The 18,216-nt window shown below is 35.2% G+C and carries 17 protein-coding genes and 1 pseudogene; 13 read left to right on the top strand and 5 right to left on the bottom strand.

What is annotated here, in order from left to right:
- Nucleotides 1-21: 21 nt before the first annotated feature.
- Together GW534_RS03525 and GW534_RS03520 are read right to left on the bottom strand one after the other, a co-directional pair.
- Nucleotides 22-945 carry a PLP-dependent cysteine synthase family protein gene (locus tag GW534_RS03525; protein ID WP_161919672.1) on the bottom strand — a complete coding sequence of 308 codons (924 nt, stop codon included), beginning with the start codon at nucleotides 943-945 and terminating at the stop codon, nucleotides 22-24.
- 16 nt (nucleotides 946-961) lie between these two features.
- Complete coding sequence (locus tag GW534_RS03520; protein WP_246203894.1) at nucleotides 962-1,429, bottom strand: S-ribosylhomocysteine lyase; 468 nt, start codon at nucleotides 1,427-1,429, stop codon at nucleotides 962-964.
- 262 nt (nucleotides 1,430-1,691) lie between these two features.
- On the opposite strand from GW534_RS03520, the gene GW534_RS03515 reads away from it, so the two are divergent.
- Both GW534_RS03515 and GW534_RS03510 read left to right on the top strand, forming a co-directional pair.
- Nucleotides 1,692-2,330: a class I SAM-dependent DNA methyltransferase gene (locus GW534_RS03515; protein ID WP_161919671.1), complete on the top strand. Its 639-nt coding sequence runs from the start codon at nucleotides 1,692-1,694 to the stop codon at nucleotides 2,328-2,330.
- Nucleotides 2,331-2,620: 290 nt separating this feature from the next.
- Entirely contained in the window at nucleotides 2,621-3,793 is a 1,173-nt protein-coding gene (locus tag GW534_RS03510; RefSeq protein ID WP_161919670.1) for an alanyl-tRNA editing protein, read from the top strand.
- 51 nt (nucleotides 3,794-3,844) lie between these two features.
- On the opposite strand, the gene mscL is transcribed toward GW534_RS03510, so the two are convergent.
- A complete protein-coding gene (gene mscL, locus GW534_RS03505; RefSeq protein ID WP_161919669.1) occupies nucleotides 3,845-4,231 on the bottom strand; it encodes a large-conductance mechanosensitive channel protein MscL in 387 nt (128 codons plus the stop codon).
- A 555-nt stretch (nucleotides 4,232-4,786) separates the two neighbouring features.
- Here mscL and GW534_RS03500 point away from each other — a divergent pair.
- The 6 genes and pseudogenes from GW534_RS03500 to GW534_RS03475 form a co-directional block, all read left to right on the top strand.
- On the top strand, nucleotides 4,787-6,130 hold the full coding sequence (locus tag GW534_RS03500; RefSeq protein WP_161919668.1) for an ISLre2 family transposase: 1,344 nt from the start codon (nucleotides 4,787-4,789) through the stop codon (nucleotides 6,128-6,130).
- A gap of 83 nt (nucleotides 6,131-6,213) precedes the next feature.
- Nucleotides 6,214-6,777 carry an SDR family NAD(P)-dependent oxidoreductase gene (locus GW534_RS03495; protein WP_161919697.1) on the top strand — a complete coding sequence of 188 codons (564 nt, stop codon included), beginning with the start codon at nucleotides 6,214-6,216 and terminating at the stop codon, nucleotides 6,775-6,777.
- 32 nt (nucleotides 6,778-6,809) lie between these two features.
- On the top strand, nucleotides 6,810-8,138 hold the full coding sequence (locus GW534_RS03490) for a Na+/H+ antiporter NhaC family protein (RefSeq protein ID WP_161919667.1): 1,329 nt from the start codon (nucleotides 6,810-6,812) through the stop codon (nucleotides 8,136-8,138).
- 318 nt (nucleotides 8,139-8,456) lie between these two features.
- Nucleotides 8,457-8,954, top strand: a complete 498-nt coding sequence (locus tag GW534_RS03485) for a DUF2975 domain-containing protein (protein ID WP_161919666.1) — start codon at nucleotides 8,457-8,459, stop codon at nucleotides 8,952-8,954.
- Nucleotides 8,955-8,964: 10 nt separating this feature from the next.
- Nucleotides 8,965-9,180: a helix-turn-helix domain-containing protein gene (locus tag GW534_RS03480; protein WP_161919665.1), complete on the top strand. Its 216-nt coding sequence runs from the start codon at nucleotides 8,965-8,967 to the stop codon at nucleotides 9,178-9,180.
- A gap of 110 nt (nucleotides 9,181-9,290) precedes the next feature.
- A pseudogene (locus GW534_RS03475) lies at nucleotides 9,291-10,034 on the top strand (DUF817 domain-containing protein); the annotation flags it as partial.
- Nucleotides 10,035-10,119: 85 nt separating this feature from the next.
- Here GW534_RS03475 and GW534_RS03470 read toward each other — a convergent pair.
- Complete coding sequence (locus GW534_RS03470) at nucleotides 10,120-10,887, bottom strand: DUF1829 domain-containing protein (RefSeq protein WP_161919664.1); 768 nt, start codon at nucleotides 10,885-10,887, stop codon at nucleotides 10,120-10,122.
- Between the two features lie 21 nt (nucleotides 10,888-10,908).
- Nucleotides 10,909-11,391 (bottom strand): DUF6978 family protein, encoded by a 483-nt coding sequence (locus GW534_RS03465; RefSeq protein WP_161919663.1) that lies wholly within the window; start codon nucleotides 11,389-11,391, stop codon nucleotides 10,909-10,911.
- A gap of 236 nt (nucleotides 11,392-11,627) precedes the next feature.
- Here GW534_RS03465 and GW534_RS03460 point away from each other — a divergent pair, with 236 nt between their 5' ends.
- The 5 genes from GW534_RS03460 to GW534_RS03440 all read left to right on the top strand — a co-directional run bounded on the left by GW534_RS03460 (nucleotide 11,628) and on the right by GW534_RS03440 (nucleotide 18,065).
- Nucleotides 11,628-12,335 (top strand): response regulator transcription factor, encoded by a 708-nt coding sequence (locus GW534_RS03460; RefSeq protein WP_161919662.1) that lies wholly within the window; start codon nucleotides 11,628-11,630, stop codon nucleotides 12,333-12,335.
- Nucleotides 12,332-13,792 carry a HAMP domain-containing sensor histidine kinase gene (locus tag GW534_RS03455; protein ID WP_161919661.1) on the top strand — a complete coding sequence of 487 codons (1,461 nt, stop codon included), beginning with the start codon at nucleotides 12,332-12,334 and terminating at the stop codon, nucleotides 13,790-13,792. Before GW534_RS03460 ends, GW534_RS03455 begins: the two co-directional genes overlap by 4 nt.
- Nucleotides 13,793-14,012: 220 nt before the next feature.
- Complete coding sequence (locus GW534_RS03450) at nucleotides 14,013-15,089, top strand: LolA family protein (RefSeq protein WP_161919660.1); 1,077 nt, start codon at nucleotides 14,013-14,015, stop codon at nucleotides 15,087-15,089.
- A 369-nt stretch (nucleotides 15,090-15,458) separates the two neighbouring features.
- Nucleotides 15,459-16,835 (top strand): MFS transporter, encoded by a 1,377-nt coding sequence (locus GW534_RS03445; RefSeq protein WP_246203898.1) that lies wholly within the window; start codon nucleotides 15,459-15,461, stop codon nucleotides 16,833-16,835.
- 39 nt (nucleotides 16,836-16,874) lie between these two features.
- Nucleotides 16,875-18,065: an amidohydrolase gene (locus GW534_RS03440; RefSeq protein WP_161919658.1), complete on the top strand. Its 1,191-nt coding sequence runs from the start codon at nucleotides 16,875-16,877 to the stop codon at nucleotides 18,063-18,065.
- The last annotated feature ends 151 nt before the right edge of the window (nucleotides 18,066-18,216 follow it).

Below are 18,216 nucleotides of genomic sequence, written 5' to 3'. Positions count from 1 at the left end.
TTTTGCTAGTGCCTATTCACACTATTGTTTATAATGATAAATATTTTTTGATAAATATCGTTCACTACCATCGGGAAAGACCACAACAATATTAGTACCTTCAGGTGCTTTAGCGGCTTCTTTTAATGCAGCTGCAAAAGCACAACCAGAGGAGCTACCGACAAGCATTCCTTCATTGCGGGCCAATTCTTTTACTTGGTGAAAGGCATCTTTATCTAAAATGGTATATATTTCATCAAAATGCTCTTTGTTCATAAACTGAGGTAAAAATTCCATCCCAATCCCCTCTGTATCATGAGGTCCTGGTGTTCCACCGTTAATAATTGACCCTTCTGGTTCAACAATGACAGTTTTAATTTCAGGATTTTTTTCTTTAAAATATCGGGCACTGCCTGTAAAAGTCCCTCCACTACCAGCTCCAGCAACAAAAATATCCACTTTTCCATCTAAGTCTTCATCTATTTCAGGTGCAAGTGTTTCATAATATGTTAACGGATTTGCCTCATTTTCAAACTGAAGAGGGCAATAGGAATCTGGAATTTCTTTTTCTAGTTCCTTCGCCTTTTCAATTGCACCAGCCATACCTTTTTCCGTTGGAGTATGAACAATTTTAGCCCCTAAAGCTTCCATTAAAACTTGTTTTTCAATACTAAACTTTTCTGGAACAACGAATATAACTTTTATATTTGTATGAATCGCAGCTAATGCTAATCCTATACCGGTATTCCCTGCTGTCGGTTCAATAATTGTACCGTTCGGTGATATTTTATTTTCTTTAATAGCCGTTTCTAATAGTTTTTTTCCTAATCGGTCTTTTACACTACCACCTGGATTTAAATACTCTAGTTTGGCATATATATTAACCCGATCTTTAAATGGGTGTTCGTTTATTTTCACAAGGGGGGTCCGGCCGATTGCTTGTTTTATATTTTCATATACAGCCATGAAAACACATCCTTTTTTATGCAAATACTTCTTTCCACTCATCCTTCTTGGAAAGCATTTTTCGAGCAATTTCTTGGGCTCCTTCTAAACTATGACTTTCTGCCCAACCACATTGAACTGGGTTACATGCTGGAACATCTGTAGCATTAACAACATCTGTTAATGTTTTTTCTAATAATTCTAAGAAAGCATCATAATTCCCGTCATTAATGACTGAAACGTAGAATCCTGTTTGACATCCCATCGGACTAACGTCAAAGATTGTATCATGATGATTACGAATATGTTCTGCCATCATATGTTCTAGAGAATGTAATGCCGGCATTTCCATATGCTCTTTATTTGGTTGGCAAAAACGGACATCATATTTGTAAATTTTATCTCCGTTAACACCCTCGCTTACGCTAGCTAATCGAACATAAGGTGCTTTTACTTTTGTATGATCAAGGTTAAAACTTTCTACATTCATTTTTTTCATTTCCATATCAATACCTCCAATTAAAAAATCCTACTATATAAGTATGATATGATTCTTTGGAATTGTAAAGATATATTAATTTTCAAGTATACCAACATTTTGCAACGAAAAAATAATTAAAATTCAAAGATATTGACATTTTCAATTAAAATTCATACTATACATGTAGGAATTGTATGATTTGATTTTATCATATGTTAAGTAAGATTGCATTATAAAAATTAAACAAATTCATATGTTTGTTTATAAATTGGAGGTTTGTTTAGCCATGGGTAGAGAATTCGATCAATTATTTGATGAGTGGGCATTGACATATGATGATACCGTCGATGGAAAGGACGAACAATATAAAGAAGTTTTTTATAAATATGACCAAATATTAAGTACAGTTGCAGCAAAAGCTAAAGGAACTGTAGTAGAATTTGGGGTTGGTACTGGAAATTTAACAAAAAAGTTAATTGAACAAGGGCACGATGTTATAGGTATTGAACCTTCCAAAGAAATGCGTGCAATTGCAAAACAAAAAATTCCTTCCCTGATTGTTTTTGATGGAGACTTTTTACTTTTTCCTAATCTAGAAAAACCGATTCAATCGATTGTGAGTTCCTATGCCTTTCATCATTTAAAGGATAAAGAAAAAGAAAAGGCCTTGGAGCTATATGCTTCCCTGCTTCAGTCAGGTGATAAAATTGTATTTGCAGATACGATGTTTGAAAATGAAGAAGCAAGAGAAAACATTATCAATTGGGCGAAAGAAAAAAATTACAATCGTTTAATTGAAGATTTACAAACAGAGTACTATACATTTATTCCGATATTTGAACATATGTTAATGAAAAATGATTTCACTGTAACTTTTCAACAAATGAATAAATTTGTTTGGATTCTTGAAGCGATAAAAAATTAAAATAATTATAATTTTACAAGTAAATCCCCCCTTATTTTTATAACTTTCTTTTTGGTGGCGGACGCTTTCCTAGGGGCTGCTCTGAGCCTCCTCGTCTCGCATTCTCGCCTGCGGGGTCTCAAGACTCACGCTTATCCCGCTGGAGTCGCCGCCACCTCAACATAAAACCTAAATTTTTCTACATCGTTTATTTATTTCAGATACTATCTTTTATCCATTCAAAAATTTTCGTTATAATAGAATTATTATATTTTTATTTAATACATACATTCATATTTGGAGGCATTTTAATGACAGAAAAATTATTTTATACAGATCCGAAAGTTTTTGAATGGACGACTGAAATAACCGGTGTTTTTGAACATGATGATTTATATTATGTTACTTTAAAAGAAACTGCCTTTTATCCAGAAGGTGGCGGACAACCTGCAGATTTAGGATGGATTGGTAACTATGAGGTGATTGATTGTATTAAAAAAGATGAAGAAGTTTTCCATGTTTTAAATACAAAGCCAGAAGAAAAAGTAGTTGATTGCAAAATCGATCATTATCGTCGCATTGATCATACACAACATCATTCCGGTCAACATTTACTTTCAGCTATTTGTTTAGATTTATTTGGTATAAACACCCTATCATTTCACCTTAGTAATGAAACTGCGACGATAGACTTGGACGTTTCATCTCTATCCGATGAGCAATTGAACAAGATCGAAAAAGTAGTTAATGATCATATTGTTGCTAATCATAAAGTAAACGTCTTCTATATCAATCGCGATGAAGCTGAAAAGTATGATATTCGAAAAATACCAGAAGGAATTGACCGACTGAGAATCGTTCAAATAGAAAACATTGAATATAATGCCTGTGCCGGTACCCATGTAAATTCAACAAGTGAGATTGGACTTTTAAAATTATTAAAAACAGAAAAAATGAAAGGTAAAATCCGTCTTTATTTTATTTGCGGATTGAGACTTTTAAAAGATTATACCGAAAAGCATCAATTAATTGCGGATCTATCAAAGCTCCTTACAACTGGGCAAGATTTGTTATTGAATCAAGTTGAGAAATTAAAAGAAGCAAATAAAGAAAAAGAACGGAATTATACAACACTGTTTAATCAGTATGCAGACTTATTAGCTAATCAAATAATTAAAGAACAAGGAAAAGAGAAAGTTTATCAAATTTTTCAAGAACTTACGATAAAAGAACTCGGTATTGTAAGTCAAAAATTGTTAGAAAATGAAGCCCAACTTATTGTTTTAGGTACAAAAAATGAAAATAAGCTTCTAATTACACAAAGTGGTAACTTATCAATCGATTGTGGAAAAATTGTAAAGGAAGAAGCAAATAAATATAATGGTAAAGGCGGAGGAAATGCAAAAAGAGCACAGTGCTCCTTCACTAATGAACAGTCGTTAGAGCAGTTTGTCCTACATATTAAAGAAAAAATTAATATTTAAAAATCTAACCTCAGAAAAAAGCTTTCTGGGGTTAGATTTTTTATAATGGATTTAGTTTGTAGAATTTGACCGTTGTTCTTTTAACAAATCGCGAATTTCCGTTAGTAGTTCTTCTTCTTTTGTTATAGTTGCTTCTTCTTCCTCTTGTGCTTCTTTTTCTCGGATCTCTTTCAATTTATTAATTGTTTTTACAACAACAAATAAAGAAAACCCAATAATTAAAAAGTCGACAATCGTTTGAACGAAAGCACCGTATTTAATATTTCCCCATGCTAAATGGGCAAAGGTTTCTTTTCCAACAACGTAACCAAAAATAGGCATAATTATATCATTTACTAATGATGTAACAATTTTATTAAATGCTGTACCGATGAGGACCCCCATTGCTAAATCAATAACGTTCCCTTTCATCGCAAACTCTTTAAACTCTTTCCACATATAATCACCCTTCCATTTTGAAATCTAGCTTCTCTATTATTACATAAAACGAAACTGTTTCATGAGTATTTTGCACTGATTTGTAAAAAAAGTCATCAAAGTAGGTTAGTAATGACTGGAAAAAACTTAATTAAACTCTTTATCTTCACACAATTTTATTAATAAGACAAGTTTTTCCTCAGAAGAACAGCTATGAGGAGTAAATTTATCAATTTTCGGTAGTATTATGCAATTACGACTTATCCACAGTTGGTAAAATTTTCCAGTTAAATTTATTTACAAAAAGGGTCAAAAAGAACCAATTTTGCTTATTTTTTTAAAAAATGTGGATAACTTATTTTTGTTTGTTGTGGATAACTTGTATGAGTAAAATTATTGTGGGCGGAATAAATTTTATCCCCTTCATTTAGTGAACGAACGTAGTGAGTTCACTAAATGAAGGGGCAAGCAAGCGGAAGCGCGGTAGGAAAAAAGCAGATATAATGAAAAAGAGGGTACTCCTTGGTAGAATGATAGTCAAGCAAAACAACCATTACCGAGAAAGGAGTATCCCTCATGGAAAAGAATATCACAAAATATCCAAATTTAAAAGAAATTGAGCAAATGGTTTGGAGGCAATTACAAGATACCTTCTCCAGCGTTATGAAAAATATTTTGGAGGATATGGATCAACAGATTGCAGAAGAACGAGATAAAAAACGCTATCGACTCATTGATAAAAGAAAATATCATATAACTAGTCTCTTCGGAGAGATTGAATTAAATCGTAATTATTACCGTGACCGGGAGACAGGGGAATATGTTTTTCTCCTTGATCGTTATTTAGAGTTTGAGGATGCAGGTTCTTTTAGCCCATTGATTGAGGAGGTAGCTATTGAATTAGCTGTTCAGGGACCTTCCTATCGAAAAGCAGCCAGTACGTTAGAAACCCTTTTAGGCTATCGGGTTATTAGTCATGAGGCAATCCGTCAACACTTATTACAAGCTTCGAGTATTCCAAAAAAGCGTGAGCATGTACATCAACCTGTATTATTTGTAGAGGTCGATGGTTTGTTTGTAAAACGTCAAGGTAAACGAAAAAAGGGAAAAGAAGAGAAAATAGCCGCAGTTCATCAAGGCTGGGAAGTCAATGGGAAACGAGTAAGACTGAAGAATAAACGCCATTTCGTACATGAAGGGAACCAGCCATTTTGGGAGGCGTTTGAGGACTTTCTCATCGAAAACTTTGAGTATGATCCAACCATTCATAAGTTGGTAATAAATGGAGATGGTGCAAATTGGATTACAACTTGTCGTGACTATTTCAAAGATCGTGCATTCTTTTCGCTTGATCGTTTCCATGTGGCACGGGAGATTCGAAGTTTGTTCCGTCATCACCCACGTTATCGTCCAATTCGTAAGGCGCTTGCATCATATGATTATGAGAAATTGCTTACAGAGCTTAACAGTGCAGTCGGAACGCTAGAGGATGATGAGCAAGAGGAACGTCTAGAAGCATTTATTCGCCAATTAGAGAAATATCCAGAAGCCTTGGGAGATTATCGTAACTGGCTTAAAGAACAGGGTATAGATACAACAGGAATGCGTCCGATGGGTAGTGCAGAAGGAACCATGAGTGTATTTGCCAAAAGACTTAAAAATGGCCGTAGTTGGGTGGATAAAGGTGTAAGTGCCATGTTCACTGGTTTGGTAGCTTACTTGGATAAATTGACCTTAAAAACACTATTTGGCAGGATCGAAAAATGGACTGAAACAAAGGTGGAAAAGAACCCACCAAGATACTATAAAGAAAAAGTTACGAGCACAATTGGTGAAGCCACTAGAGACAACGTTCTATATCTAAAAGGAAAAGCTAACATACCAGTTTACAAAGCATTAAAAGAGTTGTCTGGCTTTTAAAAAAGGCAAAATTCTTACCAAGAGAGTATCCTAAGAGTTTGAATCCGCTTTCAAATTTAAGGTGTGAAAAAAACTGCCTATAAATACTTGACTCAAACAACTATTTTGGTAGAGTTGACATTCTCGTTAATAATGCCGGCATTTCAACGATGGATTATTTTGTTGATATTAAAGAGTCCGATTGGAATAAAACGATGGATGTAAATGCTAAAGGTGTTTACCTCTGTACACAAGCGGTGGCTAAAGTATTACAATCTCAGGGCGAAGGTGGCAAAATCATTAATATTGCGTCACAGGCTGGGAAAAACGGCTATCGTTTAATGGGGAGTTACGTTGCGTCCAAACATGCTGTACTAGGTTTAACAAAAGTTGCCGCCATTGAATTAGCCAAAGATAAGATTAATGTAAATGCAGTATGCCCTGGCATTGTAGAAACAAATATGAAACATAGAGAAAGAGAAATTGGAGGCGAATTACGTGGTCTAGAAGCAGAAGAAATTGAACGAGAAGACAATAGTCAAATTCCTTTAGGTCGAACCGCCGTGCCGCAAGATATTGCCAATGTTGTTGTCTTTTTGGCATCAACATACTCCGATTATATGACTGGTCAAGGTATTAATGTTACTGGTGGTATGACGATGAATTAATCAAATATAAAAAATGAAGGGAAGAGTTTAATATGAGTGTTCAAAAAGAAAGCTTCAGTGCACTATTTCCGTTGTTAATTTTTGTTTTATTATTTGTTGGAACAGGTATTATTTCTGGAGACTTTTCAAATATGCCTTTAAACGTGGCCATTATAATAGCGTCCGCCGTTGCGCTAGTAATGAATAGAAAGGAAAAGCTATCAGCTAAAATTGAGATCTTTGCTAAAGGGGCAGGTCACCCGAATATTATGTTATTAGTTGTTATTTTCATTTTAGCTGGTGCATTTGCGGAAACAGCAAAAGGAATGGGTGGCGTTGAGGCCACTGTAAATATGGTCTTATCCTTAATTCCTAGTAATCTTTTAATGGTTGGATTATTTATTGTTGGTTGTTTCATTTCATTATCAATGGGGACATCGATGGGAACTGTTGCAGCACTTGCTCCAATCGGAATTGGTATCGCAGAACAAACAGGAATTCCGCTATCTTTAGCAATGGGAACAGTAATTGGTGGGGCAATGTTTGGGGATAATCTTTCGATGATTTCCGATACGACGATCGCTGCTGTCAGGACACAAGGTACGAAAATGAGTGATAAATTCAAGACGAATTTCCTAATTGTTTTACCAGGAGCGATTGTTACTGCGGCCATTCTTTGGATTATTACGAGCGGAATTATAATAGAAACACTCGGAAGTTATGAATATGAATTTATTAAAGTTGTCCCATATATCGCTGTGTTTCTTGCTGCATTATTAGGCGTGAATGTTCTTGTTGTATTAATTGGAGGGACTATTTTAGCAGGAATAATTGGTTTATTTGATGGTTCTTATACATTATCAGGATTTATCCAAGCAGTTTCACAAGGGATTATTAATATGGAAGACTTAGCGATTGTTGCTATATTAATCGGTGGTATGATTGGCATTATCCAACATAATGGCGGAATTCAGTGGTTGTTAAACTTTGTTTCAAGTAAAATTAAATCCAAAAAAGGTGCTGAATTTGGAATTGCAGGTTTAGTAAGTGTAACCGATATTGCGACTGCAAATAATACAATTTCCATCGTTGCAACTGGACCATTAGCAAAAAATATTGCTGATAAATATGAGATTGATCCGCGAAAATCGGCAAGTATTCTTGATATTTTTCCTGGCTGTTGGCAAGGACTCGTACCGTATGGTGGTCAAATGCTTGTCGCATCAGGATTAGCTGCGATCTCACCAATCAGTATCCTTCCATATTCCTTTTATCCAATTTTACTAGGAATATGTGGTACAATTGCAATTCTAATCGGATTTCCTAAATTTAAGGACAGTAAAGTGCAACAAGAAAAGGATGAACCAGCTAAAGCGATATAAAATGTGATCAATGAAAAAGTTAGTACTAATTGAATCTAATTTTTTTCACTATATTATACGTTTAATTCCTACTAAACCGAGATGAATACTACAAAATAATATGGAATAAATTAAACTGCACGAAGGGTTAGGGAACAGTGACCTGATCCTTCGTGCGGTTTTTTGTTTATAGAACAATTTTATTGCCTTTTTATGGTAGTATCTGTTCTTTTGTTTTAAAAAACGACAAATAAATAATAAAATAAGATAAAAATTTATTGAAAAACAATAAATGTCGTGTTACGATAAATTTCGAAAATAAATAGTGAGGTGTTTTTTATGAAACAACGAGGATCAACAGTTTTATTAAGAATTGCAGTATTTTGTATTGGAATTCCAGTTTTAGCATTATGTATATTTTTATTACCGAAAATTGCCGGTGAGGCGATTGAACAATTTCAATTAGGTGGTACAACATTAGCATCTATTGTATTAGGACTTGTGCTTATTTTGTATGTGTCTGCGGTACCGTTTTACATGGCACTGTATCAAGCTCTAAAACTTTTACGTTATATCGACTATAATGAAGCTTTTTCAGAACTGTCCGTTGTCGCGTTAAAGAAAATTCGAAATTATGGCCTTACAATTAGTGGGTTATATACGATAGCTTTACCACTGCTTTTTGTAATTGCCGAATGGGATGATCTACCAGCTCTTATTTTAATCGGATTAGTGATTGAAGGTGCTTCATTCGTTGTTGCAGTCTTTGCCGCTCTTCTCAAACGACTGTTACAAGAAGCAATTGATATTAAAAAAGAAAATGATTTGACAGTTTGAGGTGAAAAGAATGGCAATTATTGTAAATTTAGATGTTATGTTAGCGAAAAGAAAAATGAGTGTAACGGAACTATCTGAAAAAGTGGGCGTAACGATGGCGAATATTTCAATTTTGAAAAATGGCAAAGCAAAGGCGATTCGGTTTTCAACATTAGATGCGATTTGTAAAGCGTTGGATTGCCAACCAGGGGATATTTTGGAGTATAGAGATGAAGATGAAAAATAAAAGAGTAGCTAGGAAAAGGGGGGATTGAGATGCTTTTAGCGGAACAAAGAAAGGTTAGAAAAGGATCATTTAAAATTGATATTGCAAAGACACTAAAATAATTTTTTTATTTTGTATGGCAACAAGCTCTCTCTTGTATCTTTCCAGTCGTCATTTTTGCTTCACTTGCTATTACACAACATCTCCCACTTCCTTTCTTACCACGGTATGATTGGTTACTAATCATTTTCCTTCTCATGCAATGGTGGATGGTGCGTTCTGGCCTTGAAACGAAAGATGAGTTGAAAGTAATCACTGTGTTTCATTTCATTGGTCTTGCTCTTGAAATTTTTAAAGTGCATATGGGTTCTTGGAGTTATCCGGAGGAAGGCTATTTCAAAGTGTTTGGAGTGCCGCTATATAGCGGATTTATGTATGCTAGTGTGGCAAGTTATCTTTGTCAAGCTTGGCGACGAATAAAAGTTGAACTTGTGAATTGGCCGCCCTTCATTATTGTCGTACCACTAGCTGCAGCGATATATATGAACTTTTTTACACATCATTTCTGGATTGATATTCGTTGGTGGTTAGCAGGACTTGTCATTACCGTATTTTGGAAGTCGAGTGTCACATATGAGATCAATCGAGTTCGTTATAAAATCCCCCTTTCCTTATCCTTTATTCTTATTGGCTTTTTTATCTGGATTGCAGAAAACATCGCTACGTTTTTCGGTGCTTGGCAATATCCGAATCAAAGGGATGGCTGGAGTCTTGTTCATCTCGGGAAAGTAAGTTCATGGGTGCTCTTAGTGATTGTTAGATGGAAATGCCAAATGCATAGTATAAAGGATTTATTATTCAACGTTACAATCTGAACTAATAAATTTCCATCCCATCTAGTGAAAAAATAAAATGAAAAGCCGACAGTTTTATAGTTTTTAACTATATTCTGTCGGTTTTTTAACTAATTCTTAAATTATCTACCCATTTATTTCTATCTGACCATCTTAATACTTCAACTTCATAATTGATAAATGGTTCTAAAAATCCATCCGTTAGAGGTTTATTATTATCATTGGCAATCACCAAAAAATCAGAATTAATTCTCGTTGACTTGATATCTAGCCAAGAAAACAATGCTTCACGATAACTTTCTGAAGATGGGGAATTAATTGCTTTAATCAACTTTTCATTTCTAGTCCTCGAACGTGGTAAAGAAAAGTCGAATCTTTGAGACTTCCCAGATACCCCAATAAAACTTGGCCCTTCATTGAATAAAATATTATGATCTAAGAAAAAACTTGAAATTTCTTCAGTAAAAATACTAACAACATTATTCCTTGATGTCATAAGCATATCTGAGATTCTTAGTAAACACTGAATCAAGCGATTTTGCCATTCTGGGTATTCATTTATATTTTGGAAAGTTACATATAGTTCATTTGTGTTTTTATTTAACTTTACGCCAAATATTTTTAAGGACATGTTTATGAATTCTTTTCTTTTTTGTGTATTATGAATATCAATCCCAAGCATATCTAGTTCATTAATAATGTGCCCATCATCGGTGATGATATAAAAATCTTCCTCTTTAGTTAAGAACAATTGAATAAAATCATGGTGCATATCTACAAAGGGCGTTGTTATTTCTATAAAGGAATCAAATTTTTCAAATTGAATGGTTTGTTGATTCCAATCATTATATAGTTTTCTTAGTTGATCGATCATTTATGGACACCTCCTTTACTATTAAAATAACTCTGACTGATAATTAAATGTATAATCATTAATATTGCCCACATTACAACGTTCTAAAAATTTCCTGAGTAAAATTTCGATTTCTTTTAACTCCTCTTCAGTTAAATACATTTTAGCATACACATTATTGAGTGGATAAGCTATACTATCACCATATTCTGGATGAGCAATATGTAAGTGCGGGCAGGAAATAATTTCACCAGCATACGGGAAATCTCCAGGTGGGTTAGGATGTGCTGGACCAAGTATATCTAATCGTAATAGAGGTTTGTCCTTATGCTGGTGCTCTCGAAGTTGGAATGTGCATTTAGGTTTTTTTCTGCCCTTTCTATTAATATCTATAAAAAAGTAAAATGAAGTACTTTTAAGTTCTAATTTTAATGATTCACCTTTTTTTGGAATATCTATCGATTGTGATTGGTGGATAATTTTTTTCAAGCAATCTATTAATTCATTTATAGTGTTTAGATCCAAAATAAGCCCTCCTGTTAAAATTATTATTCTATAGATTACTTTTTAGTACAAATTCCTCAGGAGAATCTTTTTTATATTTACCAAATTATAATTATTCTGAACATAGTTGAAGCTGTTGTCCATCTTTAATGAAAATAGTAATTTTTTAAGAAATCGATAAATTATTAATCAAATATAAAGAATTCAAAACGAGTTGTGATTGTCATTTATAATCAAAAGTGAAAGAGGGACAGGGTATGGAGAATAAGGAAAAAATTTTAATCGTTGAAGATGATGCGTCAATCGCGCGCATTTTAAGTGATCATTTGCGGAAGGAGGGCTTCTTTGTCACTTGGGCTTCGACCGGTAAAGAAGGTTGGGAAGATTTTAAATCGGATCAGTATCAATTAGTGCTTATTGATCTTATGTTACCGGAAATGGACGGGTTTACGTTATGTAAAACGATTCGGCTTGAACACGACACTCCGATAATCATTATTAGTGCAAAAACAGAAGTTGACAGTAAAATTAGTGGCCTTGATTTAGGGGCAGATGATTATATTACAAAACCGTTTCGACTTGATGAACTAACAGCTCGAATTAATGCCCAACTCCGGAGATATAGACGCTATATGAATACGGAAGAACAAGATGTTCATGAATATTATCACGGTTTAAAAATTGATTTTAAAAACGAGGTCGTATTTTTGGAAGGTGAACCGGTTCAACTTACTGCGAAGGAAATAGAACTGTTATTTGTTTTAGCAAAAAATCCTTTTAAAACTTTTAGTAAATCGGAATTGTATGAGCATGTTTGGCAGCAAGAGGATTTAGTTGGGAATAACACGGTGACCGTCCATGTAAAGAGCTTACGGACAAAACTTCAAGACGAAGCGAAAACCGCCAAGTTTATTCAAACCGTTTGGGGTGTTGGTTATCGTTTTATAGGAGAAAGAAAAAAATGAAACTGAAACCATGGCTCATGATAAGTTACCTCATTGTTATGATTTTACCGGTTATTGCGCTTTATTTTTTCTATATCAGTCTATCCCATTTTGATGAAAAGCGTGATTTTACCGAGTACATGGAAGTGCTGGAGAAAATTAATCAATTAGAACCGATATTAATGAACCCCTCTTTCTATCAAGTGCAACCTGTGGAAAATTATAAAGCGTTGCAAGAAGTTACAGATGCTTCGATGAGTGTTGTTTTATATCGTCCCGATGGATTGAAACTGTATTCAACAATTGATCAATCAGGTGTCGATATTTATTCCACTCATCGTCAGAAATTCATTTATCAAGATTTAAATACGTTAAAAAAGGATTTTCACACTTATCAATATAAACAACCTGTATTTCAAAACAATGAGTTAATCGGGATTTATGAGATTACAATTGCGCGGGACGATTGGGTGGAAGGGGTAAATAACCGAACCCTCATACTTGGTGGATTCCTTATTATTACCTTTGCTGTGATTTATGTGGGAGTAATGATTTTACTCAACCGTAAATTAAATCGTCCACTTCGTTTATTGAAAGAAGAAATGGATGCTTTTGCAAAAGGAAAAAAGGGAAGCAGAAAACTCCCGCGGAAAAAAGATGAAATTGGTGAGTTGATTTCGCATTTTGTAAAAATGAAAGATCAAATTGAAGCGACAAATAAAGAAGTCGAAAGGCAGCAAAATGAAAAGGAATATATTGTCGCAGCTATGTCTCATGATCTAAAAACTCCGCTTACTTCGATTCGTGCATATTTCGAAGCGTTGAGTGGAGGGCAGTTATCTGAGAAGGAAAAAGAAGAGTATCGTGCGGTTGTTTTTGAAAAGCTGGATTATTTGAAAGAAATGGTTGATGATTTGAATTTATTTACGAAATTAAAGTCGACGGAGAAAAGAATCGAATTTGTTGACGTTGATGGGGAAGAGTTTTTTGATATGTTACAAGGTGGTTATGAAGGAACTTGTCGGGAAAAAGGAATAGACTTAACCGTCGAGCAAAAAGTGTCCGCTAATTATTCTGTTAACGTTCAGCAAATGATTCGGGTAGTCGATAATTTAATGTCAAATGCGATGCGGTATACAGAAAGTGGGAAAAGTATTTGGCTTGCCGTCGTCTCTTGTGAATACGTGCTTCCAAAATGGGTGTTCCCGCCTTTTGTTGAAGAAGTGGAGGAGTGGCGAAAAAACGGCACAATAATCATCGTACAAAATGAAGGGAAAGCGATTCCGGAAAAAGATTTAAGCAAAGTCTTTGAACCTTTCGTACAAGTGGAAGAAGCACGAGGACATGGCGGTACATCTGGTCTCGGCTTAAGCATTGCAAAAATGATTATGGATCAACATAGCGGGAAAATAAAACTCTGGTCCCATCCAGATTATGGAACCCTAGCCGCCTGCTGGCTCCCCGAACAAAATGTTTAACAGGGGTGTGGAACAGGGGGACGGGTTCGGTGTCCCAGAGGGAGAATTGGTACAAGGGGAATTGGTACAGGGGGAATTGGTACAAGGGGACGGGTCCGGTGTGCCAGATACAAAGTTGACACGAGAAGACATATCATCAAAGTTGTCGTACCACATGTTAAGGAAAGCCGACTAGGTAAATGGAAGTTTTTTATAAATAAAAAGGAAGGATGAAATCAAAGTGAAACTAAAAAATCTACTCATTAGTTCGTTTGTGGCAAGTGGTTTATTATTAACTGGTTGTTCGGAGGAGTCGAATATGAAGACGGATGAAATTATTACGAAGGTTTTAGCGGCTGATCAGGAAATTAAAGAATACTATGCCGAAGCCGAAATGAAAATGTATGAAAATGACGAGCTTGTTGAAAACAGTATAATAGAAGAAAGTCGCAGTGAAGACGGGAAAATAAAAATTGTCGTGAAAGATAAAGAAACAAACGAAGAATTATCATTCAGTGTCAATGATGGAGAAACGATTACATTTTTTAATACGAGTGAAAATATGGCAATGGTAACGGAAGATGTTGGAACATTAGACGTGCAAAATCAAAGTATGCGCGAGCAAGTAACGACATTAATAGAAAATTTAAAAGAAAGTCATGAATATGAGTACGTTGGTGAAGAGAAAGTAAATGATTTCAATACCCACCATATTAAGCTAAAACCAAAGGAGAAAAATACGTTATATGGAGAAATTGAATTATGGATTGATCAAAAAACATGGTTCCCAGTGAAATCTATCGGAAACAGTGGCAAAGTACGTTCAGAAAACGTCTATACAGTAATTGATACTGCACCTAAATTTACAGATGATACATTTGCCATTGCTTTACCAGATGATGTGGAAATCGTGGATTTAGAGGAAAAGTTCCAAGAAAGTCAAGGAACAATTGAAGAAGCGGAAGAAAAATTAGGTACAGCGTTTTTAGTATTGAATGAGGAAAATTTAACTGTTGATAAAGTGGAAATCTATGAATTTGATGGTGAAATCAATCGGACAGAAATTGCGATTACTTATAAGAACGAGGAAGGCCTTCCAATAGTGAATTTATCTGTTTTTCCTACTCCTGAAGAGTATCCAATTGAAGAGAGTAACTTAAAAATTCGCGGTCAAAATGCAGAGGTCATGAAAGAAATTAATGCTTACACTTGGGATGAAGATGGGCTGCGTTACACACTTATAGTTGAAGATATTGATTCTACAATAACAGAAGAAGATATTTTGGGAATGACAGAGAATATGGACTATAGTTCATAAAACGAAAAAGTGCTTTTAATACACAGGGACAGACCCCTAGTTTCAATTACGGAACATGGAGGCTGTCTTTTTTTTTTTTGTGATACAGTGGACCCGTCCCCCTGTTTCCCTCCCCCCTGTTTCCCTCTGTTTCAAAAACATCAATGTTATTAGCATTCATGTTTTTATTTTGGACAAAATACATCCGAACATATTTTACCTATACAATCCAAGGGGCTCTTATGAAGTTCGTTTTGTTGTAAAAAAGGTAAAATATCGACCTAATGTATTCGGTTTCTTTATTTATAATGATTTCAAGCATATGAACTATTTTACATTTATAACATTTAATCGAAATAACAAGGAGGTAAAACAATGGATGTTACTTCAATGAATGCTACGAATTACAAAGGTACCGACAAGATGATATTCGGTATTGTGTTTGGCGTTATTACATTTTGGCTATTTGCTCAAGCAATGGTTAATATTGTACCAGCTGTTCAAGCAGATTTAGGTGTCGACTTAACGGTATTAAACGTTGCAATTAGTTTAACGTCTTTATTCTCTGGTATGTTTATTGTTGTTGCTGGAGGTCTTGCTGACCGATTCGGTAGAAAATTAATCACAAATATTGGTTTAATTTTAAGTGTAGCAGGTTCCCTTTTACTTGTATTAGCACAAGGTCCACTATTCTTAATTATCGGTCGTGTGTTACAAGGGGTTTCTGCAGCATGTATTATGCCAGCTACTATCGCTTTAATGAAAGCTTATTTTGAAGGTGCTGAAAGGCAACGGGCACTAAGTTACTGGTCCATCGGTTCTTGGGGCGGTTCAGGTGTTTGTTCTTTTGCTGGTGGTGCGATTGCAACTTATCTAGGTTGGAAATGGATTTACATCTTCTCTATCGTTTTTGCGTTACTAGGTATGTGGATGATTAAAGATGTGCCTGAAAGTAAAGCACAAACAACAGGTAAATTTAAATTTGACTTTGGCGGTTTAGCAATTTTCATCGTAACAATGCTTGCTATCAACATCCTTATTACACAAGGTGCAGACTTTGGTTGGACAAGTATTAGATCAATCGCACTAGCAATTGTTGCAGTTGTTGGTATTATCGTATTTGTTATGTTTGAAAGAAAAAGAGAGAACGCATTAATTGACTTTAAATTATTTAAAAATAAACCTTATACAGGGGCTACGATTTCCAACTTCTTATTAAATGCAATTGCAGGTACATTAATTGTTGCGAATACGTATGTACAAGTTGGACGTGGATTTACAGCTTTCCAATCCGGTATCCTGTCAATCGGTTACTTAGTAACGGTTCTTGCGATGATTCGTGTCGGTGAAAAATTAATGCAAAAAATTGGTGCGAAAAAACCAATGGTATTGGGTACAATCATCACAATTATTGGTGTAGGTTTAATGGGATTAACATTCCTACCAGGATTTGCTTACACAGTTATCGTATTTGTTGGTTTTGTTCTATTCGGTTTAGGTCTTGGAATGTATGCAACACCTTCTACTGATACTGCCGTTTCTGGTGCACCAGATGATAAAGTCGGTGAAGCATCCGGTATTTATAAAATGGCTAGTTCTTTAGGAAATGCGTTCGGTATTGCGATTTCAGCTACGGTATATGCTGCAGTTGGTGCATTTGCAAGTGTCCATACAGCAGCGACAGTCGGAATCTTAGTAAACGTGCTCTTTGGTGTTCTTTCATTACTATCAATTTTATTCCTTGTTCCAAAAGATTCAATGGAATAATTTGTACACTAGTATTCGGATGTGAAAGGGGGTTACGTGATGCGCGAAGAATTAATGCGGATGCTCGAAGAACGAGAAGATGAAATGATTGAAATTCGACGTTATTTACACATGCATCCAGAATTATCCTTTAAAGAAGAAAAAACAGCACAGTATATCGCAGATTTTTACAAAGGAAAAGATGTAGAAGTTGAAACAAATGTCGGGAACGGTTACGGCATTATCGTGACAATCAAAGGGAAGGGCGAAGGTAAAACTGTCGGCTTACGGGCGGACTTTGACGCCCTTCCGATTCAGGAAGAAGCAGATGTTCCATTTAAATCTAAAAATGAAGGTGTCATGCATGCTTGTGGACACGATGCCCATACTGCATACTTAATGGTGTTAGCAGATTGTTTAATTCAATTGAAAGATAAATTTGATGGAACGATCAAAATTATTCACCAGCATGCGGAAGAAGAACCACCTGGTGGAGCAAAAAGTATTGTTGAATCTGGTAAATTAGATGATTTAGATGCCATTTTTGGTATTCATATTTTACCGATGGCTCCTGCGGGAACGGTCGGGTATCGTAGCGGATATACGTTTAATGGTCGAACATATTTTAAATTAAAAATTCAAGGTGTTGGCGGACACGGTTCTTCCCCTCATAAAGCGAACGATGCTATCGTTGCTGGAGCTTATTTCGTTACGGCTGTACAAACGGTTGTTAGCCGCCGTGTGAATCCACTTGAAGCGGGTGTTATTACAATCGGTTCCTTCGATGGTAAAGGTAGCTTTAACGTTATTAAAGATAGCATCGAAATCGAAGGTGATATCCGTTATTCCAACGATGAAGCACAAGAAGTGATTAACAAAGAAGTCCACCGTATTGTTAAAGGGATTGAAGAACTGTTCGGGGTTACTTGTGAATTAGAGTATGTACCGGATTATCCACCGCTATACAATGATCCGGAATTAACAGAGTTTGTCAGACAAACATTAGAAGAAAATAAAGACAATACACTTAAGGAAGTTGTTCAATTTCCGAAATTATCACCGTCAGATGACTTCGCTTATTATTTAGAAAAAGTTAAGGGATCTTATTTCTTTATTGGTTGTACACCAAAAGGGGTCGAACAACCATACTTTAACCACCATCCAAAATTTGATATCGATGAAGATTGTTTACTTGTAGCTGCAAAAGCAGTTGGAAATGTTGTTGTTAGCTATTTTAACAAAAGTGAATAAGGATTTCTGAAAAGCTCGCCTTTAGGGCGAGTTTTTTACGTCTATCATCATTAATATCAAGGAAACGTAATAAAATAATCATATACGCATCAGTCGAAATACCCGTTTCAAAAGGATAGTTCCACGATCCATCTGCTGTCTGATCATTTCT

The organism is Pallidibacillus pasinlerensis, from assembly GCF_009996845.1.
Taxonomy (GTDB): domain Bacteria; phylum Bacillota; class Bacilli; order Bacillales; family Caldibacillaceae; genus Pallidibacillus; species Pallidibacillus pasinlerensis.
The sequence above is the reverse complement of the archived record's forward strand: the minus strand, read 5'-3'. Positions and strand labels throughout refer to the sequence as shown.